Here is a 6,474-nt window from a genome sequence, read left to right as displayed (position 1 = left end):
CGCGCAGCCGAGCGCCGCGAGCAGGCCGAGCGCCCCCATCCAACGCAGGCGCGCCGCCGCATGCGGATGCCGGGCGGCCAGGGCGCGCGAGGCGGCAAGGGCCGCCGCGCACAGGACGAGGACGCCGACGACGTGCGCCCCGTCGAGCCAGGGGGCCGTCCCCGCCGCGCGGCCGCGCCAGGCGGACTCGGCGAGCAGCCCGGCTGTCCCGAGGGCGGCCGCGGCGCCGAAGGCGGAGGGCGGGATGTAGGGGCGCGGGGGGATCTCGTCCGCTGCGGGACGGGGGCGCCTCAGACGCATATCGACCCCTCGAGCTTCGCGAACTTCTTCTCCCCGATCCCCGAGACGCGCATCAGGTCCTCGACGGTCGCGAAGGGGCCGTTCGCCTCGCGGTCCTCGATGATGGCCTGCGCCGTCGCCGGCCCGATGCCGGGCAGCGCATCGAGCTCATCCGCCCCCGCCGTGTTGATGTTCACCGGGCCGGCCGCCTGGGCGCCGGAACCGGACCCGGATGATCCCGCCTGGGCGGTCCCGCCCGAGCCGGGCGCCGCCTCGCCCTGGCGGGGGACGTAGACCTGCTGCCCGTCCGACAGCGGGGCCGCACGGTTCAGCGCCGAGGGGTCGGCGTCAGGGGCGAGGCCGCCCGCCGCCTCGATGGCGTCGCGCACCCGCGCGCCGGCAGGGAGCTCCACCACCGACGGGGAGGCGACCGCCCCGGCGACGTCGACGACGAGCACCCCCTCGCCATCATCCGCCTGCCCGACATCCCCCTCCCCCGCCCGGGGCTCCCCCGCCCCGTCCGGCGCATCGGCGGACGCGCTCCCGGCATCCGGGGCGGCGGCCTGCCCGCGCTCCACGGTGATGCCCGCGGTCCCGCCCGCCCACCAGGCCCCGAAGGCCACGGCGGCCGCGAGGAGCAGGGTGACGACCGCCGCGGCCCCTCCCGCCGCCGGATTGCGCGAAAGGACCCGCGCGATCCGCCGCACGCTCACCCGCGCGTCCGTCTCAAGCTGCGCCATAGCTCCCCCTCCCCGCACGGGCTCTCACCCGGCACCGCGCACGCCGCCTGGCGACATCGTCACACGGGAGGGACGCGGGCGGGACGACGAACCGAGATTCTCGCCCGCGGTCCGACAGATCTCCCGGCGCCGTCTTACCGGGCAGGTGATGGGGGTTGCGATGCGTCGAACGGGGCGCGGGGTGGATGCGTGTTCCCGCCGCTTGGAACGCGAGCCCGGCCGGAACCCGGCCGTGAGCGGGGATCGCCCGGGCCGGTGCACCGGGATGCGGCGGCCCGTCGCGGGCGGGGCGGACGCCCGGTTCGCACAGCGGCGGGGCGGACGTCAGGCGCGCGGGGCGAGCACCGTGTGGCGCTCGGCGAGCGCACGGGGCGCCCGGTAGCACGGGGCGTCGAAGTCGACGTACTCGGCCGCGGCGACGAGCTGCTCGATCATCGCCTCGTGGTCGAAGAGCTCCCATGCCTCATGGACCGCGTCGAGCTTGGCATGCGTCTCGGGACGGCGCGGCATGAACAGCGTGCAGCAGTCGGGGGCGACCTGGGTCGATATCTCGTAGGTCCCGATCTGCTTCGCGCGGGCGATGATCTCCTGCTTGTCCGAGCCGATGAGCGGACGGAAGACGGGGAGGTCGACGACCTCGTTCACCGCCATGATGTTCTCGAGGGTCTGCGACGCGACCTGGCCGAGCGACTCGCCGGTGACGATGGCCTTCGCCCCCTCGAGGGCGGCCAGGCGCTCGGTGACCGCGTACATGATGCGGCGGTACATGATCACGCGCAGGGCGCCGGGGCAGGCGAGCGAGATCTCGCGCTGGCAGTCGCCGAACGGGACCACGTACACGCGCCCCACCTGCACGGCGGGGGCGAGCGCGCGGACGATGTCCTCCACCAGCTGCTCGCTCGTATCGGCGGTCTGAGGGCGCCCGGAGAAGTGCACCGGGACGGGCACGGCGCCGCGGCGCGCGAGCATCCAGGTGGCGACCGGGGAGTCGATGCCGCTCGACAGCAGGGTCATCACCTTGCCGGCGCTTCCCTGGGGCAGGCCGCCCACGCCGGGCACGCTGCGCGCGTACACGTAGACGCTCCCCTGGACCACCAGGACGTGCACCGCCGCGTCCGGGTCGTGCATGAGCACCTTCTTGTCCGGGTACGCCTCGCACAGGACCTCGCCGACCTGGCGGTTGAGGTCGAGCGAGGTGAGCTCGTAGTCGGTGTTGGAGCGGCGCGCGGCGACCTTGAAGCTCTCGAAGTCGCCGGCCTCGGCGAGCGCGTCGATCGCCGCCTGGCCGTACTCGCGCGGGTCGCGGTTGGTGTGGAAGGCAAGCGACACGCGCGCGACGCCCGGCACCCGGGCGATGAGCGGGAAGGCGCGCTCGGCCTCCCCCGCCACCGAGAAGGTGACGAGGATGTGACCGGAGATACGCGTCACCGTCGCCACGGAAAAGGCGGCCAAGGCCGCCTTCAGGTTGTCCATGAGGATGTGCTCGAACCGCGCGCGGTTCTTGCCCTTGAGCCCGATCTCGTGGTAGTGGACCAGGCAGACGCGGCTACCCATGGGGACCTTACGCCTCGGCGGGCCTGTGGCCCAGGGCCGCCTCGTAGCGGTCGTGGTCGTAGGAGATGTCCCCGTCGAGGATCTCATCCATGGCCATGGTGATGGTGTCCGCACCGGACAGGGCGATCGTGATGTCGTCCACGTCCTGGACCGCCAGCACGCGGCTGTGCTGGCCGCGCAGCATGCTGTTGATGTCGCAGGCGCGCTTGGAGGCCAGGGAGGCGAGCAGGAAGCGGTTGTTATCGGTCTTCTCCAGAAGATCGTCGATACGGGGCTTGATTACGGACATGGACCTCAGTTCCTTTCGTGCTTCTCAATGACGGCGAGCAGCTCGTCGCAGGCCCGGTCGAGATCGTCGTTCACGACGACGACGTCGTAGCGGTCCGCGAGCGCCATCTCGCGCTCGGCGTTGGCGAGGCGCAGCTCGATCGACTCGGCCGTCTCGGTGCCGCGGCCGCGCAGGCGCTCGGAGAGCACCTCGAGCGACGGGGGCATGATGAACACGAGCACGGCATCGGGGAAGCGCTCCTTCACCTGGAAGGCGCCCTGGACGTCGATCTCGAGCACGAGCGACGACCCCGAGGCGAGCTTCGAGGAGACCTCGCTCGCGAGCGTCCCGTACGCATGCCCGTGGACCTCGGCCCACTCGACGAACTCGCCCGCGTCGACGCGGCGCTTGAACTCGTCATCGGACAGGAAGTAGTAGCTCTTCCCGTCGACCTCTCCCTCGCGCGGCTCCCTCGTGGTAGCCGAAACCGTCAGGCCCAGGCCCGGGTGCCTCTCGCGCAGCAGCGCGACGAGCGTACCCTTGCCCGCACCCGACGGTCCGGAAATCACAAAGAGCGTAGGCGTTACGCCGCCCACTTAACGGGAGAGCTGCTCGAGGAGCTGCTCGCGCTGGCGAACGCCGAGGCCCTGGACGCGACGCGTGGCGGAGATGCCCAGCTCATCCATGATCTTGGCGGCCTTGGCCTTGCCATAGCCCGGCAGGGACTCGATGAGGGTCGAGACCTTCATGCGGGAAGCGATCGGATCGTCGGAGTTGAGGACGGACTCCAGGGAGACCTCGCCCTTCTTGATCTTCTCGCGAAGCTCGGCGCGGGCGTGACGGGCGGCAGCAGCCTTCTCCAGAGCGGCCTTGCGCTGCTCATCGGTGAGCTGAGGAAGCGCCATGAGTACCTCCAAAGTACATAGGGGTCTGATAAACAAGTCATCTAGCTCGTAAAACAAGGTTCCTTGTCCCACGTGCCTGATTACCTTAGTCGATGTGCCGGCAAAGTTCAAGCAAAAGCGCAGGAAGCGTGCGCATTTCGCCGTTCGCTCCATAGAACGTCCGCGATGGCGGGGCCCGGAGACGGGCGGAAGGCGGAACGCGTCAGGCCCGCTCCACCAGCTCGGCGACGATCGCCTCGTAGGCGGCGACCGGATCGGGGGCGCCCGTGATGGGCCGCCCGACCACGATATGGCTCGCACCTGCGGCGATGGCTTGAGCGGGGGTGGCCACGCGGCTCTGGTCGCCGAGCTCGGCGCCGGCCGGGCGGACGCCCGGGGTCACGACGAGGGCGTCAGGCCCCAGCAGGCCGCGCATGCGCTCGGCCTCCTGCGGGGAGCACACCACGCCGTCGATGCCGTTGTCCGCGGCGAGGCGCGCCAGGCGGTCCACCTGCTCGGCCACCGGGCACCCGATGCCGATCTGGGCGAGCGAGGCGGCGTCCATGCTCGTGAGCACGGTGATGGCCACGAGGCGCGGCCGCTCGCCGCGGACCTCGGCGGCCTCATCGGCCCCCTCCCGGCAGGCGGCGAGCATCGCCCCGGCTCCGGAGCCGTGCACCGACAGCAGGTCCGCGCCGGCGAGCGCCGCCGAGCGGGCCGCGCCGCGCACCTGATGCGGGATGTCGTGGAACTTGAGGTCGAGGAAGACGTTGAACCCGCGCTCCTTGAACTCGCGCACGATGGAGGGACCCTCGGCGTAGTAGAGGGTCATGCCCACCTTGAGCCAGCGCGCATGGCCGGCCAGGGCGGAGGCGAGGTCGAGCGCCTCGTCCCGACCGCAGTCCAGCGCGACGATCACGCGCTCCCGGGCGTCGGCGTCTAGCATTCGAAGGCTCCAATCAGCTCGTTGATGTCGGACACGCCCTGGGACTCGGCCCACTGCTCGAGCTCGCGCAGGATGCGCACGGACGCCGTGGGGTCGACGAAGTTGGCCATGCCCACCGACACGCTGGTGGCGCCCGCGAGGATGAACTCCGCCGCATCCTCGCCGGTCATGACGCCGCCCACGCCGTTCACCGGGATCTTGACCGCGTTGGCGACCTCCCAGACCATGCGGACGGCGATGTGGTGGCACAGCGGGCCGGACATGCCGCCCGTGGGCTTGGACAGGCGGCTCTTGCGCGTGTGCACGTCGATGGCCATACCGGAGATGGAGTTGATGACCGACAGGCCGTCGGCGCCCTCCGCCTCAAGGGCGCGGGCGATCTCGGCCACGCGCACGGGGGCCATCTTGACGAGCAGCGGCTTGTCCGTGACCTTGCGGCAGGCGCGCATGACCTCGGCGGCGCCCTCCGGCGTCGAGCCGCAGGCGGCGCCGCCGGCGGCGATGTTGGGGCAGCTCACGTTGATCTCGAAGCCGGCGGCCCAGGGGCACAGCTCGCAGAACAGCTCGAGGGCGCGGACGTACTCCTCGGTGGAGTGGCCGGCGACCTGGCAGATGACCTGGGTGCCCTTCGCGGTCAGGTCGGCAAGGTAGGGGCCGGACTCCTCGGCGAAGCCGCGCACGCCGGGGTTCTGCAGGCCGACGGAGTTCATCATGCCGCCCGGGACCTCGCACATGCGCGGGGCGGGGTTGCCCGGCCAGGGCTCCGCCGCGCAGCCCTTCGTGGTGATGGCGCCGAGCTCGGAGACGTCGATGAACGGCTCGAACTGCCATCCCTGCCCGAAGGTCCCCGCCGCGGTGTTGACGGGGTTCTTCATCTTGATGCCGCCGAAGTCGACGGCCATGCTCACCTGGCTCACCAGACCACCACCTTGCTCGCATCGAACACCGGCCCGCACATGCAGGCGCCCTTCATGCCCTCGGTCGTCTCGACGTTGCACGTGCTGCAGGCACCGAAGCCGCAGCTCATCATGCGCTCGAGGGACGCCTCGCAGTACGCGCCGGCGCCGTGGGCGAGCTCGGCGACGCGGCTCATCATGACGCCGGGGCCGCAGGTCGCCACGTAGTCGTAGGAGCCGGCGGACAGCAGCTCGGCGACGGGGTCGGTCACGAACCCGTGCACGCCGGCCGTGCCGTCGTCGGTGGCCACCGCGACCGTGCCGGCACCCAGGTCGGCGAGCTCGCCGGCGCCCACGAGCGCGTCGGCCGTGCGCGCGCCCAGGCAGGCGTCGAAGGCGACGCCGCGCTCGCGCAGGGCGGCCGCGAGCGGGACGAGGGGCGGGATGCCGATGCCGCCGCCCACGAGCAGCGCGCGGGCGCAGCCCTCGGGCGCCGACCAGCCGTGGCCGCCCGGGCCGAGCACCGTGGACGAGGAGGCCGGGGCCATGTGCGACAGGCGCTCGGTGCCGTCGCCCACCACGGCGTACCAGATCTCCACCGTGCCGGCGTCGGGGTCGGCCGCGGCATAGGACAGCGGGATGCGCAGCAGGCTCGCCGCGTTGCCGGGGACCTCGAAGTTCATGAACTGGCCGGGACGGATGGCTGCGGCAAGGCGCGGGGCCTCGATGACGAGCGACCAGACGCCCTCGGCGATCCGGTCGTTGCTCACCACCGTGAACTCGTGCAGCCGCGCGGACGAAGGCTGGGGCATGCGCGTCTCCTCTCCTCGGTGCGCTTCCGGCGCGCACGCGAAACGGATGCGGGCCGCATGCCCTCACGCTGCGGAAAGGACAGGCGGCCCGCGAC

9 protein-coding genes are annotated in these 6,474 nt (G+C 71.9%); all 9 read right to left on the bottom strand.

Translation table 11 applies throughout. The features are described 5' to 3' along the window. On the bottom strand, positions 1 to 300 hold a 300-nt coding region (locus PHA29_RS06100), incomplete at its 3' end, for a hypothetical protein (protein ID WP_270848665.1). Continuing rightward, entirely contained in the window at positions 291 to 1,019 is a 729-nt protein-coding gene (locus PHA29_RS06095; protein ID WP_270848664.1) for a helix-hairpin-helix domain-containing protein, read from the bottom strand. The genes PHA29_RS06095 and PHA29_RS06100, both read right to left, overlap by 10 nt. 324 nt (positions 1,020 to 1,343) lie before the next feature. Continuing rightward, positions 1,344 to 2,573 carry a tRNA uracil 4-sulfurtransferase ThiI gene (gene thiI, locus PHA29_RS06090; RefSeq protein WP_270848662.1) on the bottom strand — a complete coding sequence of 410 codons (1,230 nt, stop codon included), beginning with the start codon at positions 2,571 to 2,573 and terminating at the stop codon, positions 1,344 to 1,346. A gap of 7 nt (positions 2,574 to 2,580) precedes the next feature. Beyond that, positions 2,581 to 2,862: a DNA-directed RNA polymerase subunit omega gene (locus PHA29_RS06085; protein ID WP_270404259.1), complete on the bottom strand. Its 282-nt coding sequence runs from the start codon at positions 2,860 to 2,862 to the stop codon at positions 2,581 to 2,583. A gap of 5 nt (positions 2,863 to 2,867) precedes the next feature. Then, positions 2,868 to 3,407, bottom strand: a complete 540-nt coding sequence (gene gmk / locus PHA29_RS06080) for a guanylate kinase (protein WP_270848666.1) — start codon at positions 3,405 to 3,407, stop codon at positions 2,868 to 2,870. 30 nt (positions 3,408 to 3,437) lie between these two features. Further along, complete coding sequence (gene mihF, locus PHA29_RS06075) at positions 3,438 to 3,746, bottom strand: integration host factor, actinobacterial type (protein WP_235421314.1); 309 nt, start codon at positions 3,744 to 3,746, stop codon at positions 3,438 to 3,440. A 202-nt stretch (positions 3,747 to 3,948) separates the two neighbouring features. Then, on the bottom strand, positions 3,949 to 4,671 hold the full coding sequence (gene pyrF, locus PHA29_RS06070; protein WP_270848660.1) for an orotidine-5'-phosphate decarboxylase: 723 nt from the start codon (positions 4,669 to 4,671) through the stop codon (positions 3,949 to 3,951). Next, positions 4,665 to 5,573, bottom strand: a complete 909-nt coding sequence (locus PHA29_RS06065) for a dihydroorotate dehydrogenase (RefSeq protein WP_270404273.1) — start codon at positions 5,571 to 5,573, stop codon at positions 4,665 to 4,667. Before PHA29_RS06065 ends, pyrF begins: the two co-directional genes overlap by 7 nt. 11 nt (positions 5,574 to 5,584) lie before the next feature. Further along, positions 5,585 to 6,379 (bottom strand): dihydroorotate dehydrogenase electron transfer subunit, encoded by a 795-nt coding sequence (locus PHA29_RS06060; RefSeq protein WP_270848659.1) that lies wholly within the window; start codon positions 6,377 to 6,379, stop codon positions 5,585 to 5,587. Between the last annotated feature and the right edge of the window lie 95 nt (positions 6,380 to 6,474).

This window comes from Candidatus Collinsella stercoripullorum (genome assembly GCF_027669965.1).
Taxonomy (GTDB): Bacteria; Actinomycetota; Coriobacteriia; order Coriobacteriales; family Coriobacteriaceae; genus Collinsella; species Collinsella stercoripullorum.
This window is presented reverse-complemented; position numbering and strand designations above follow the sequence as displayed.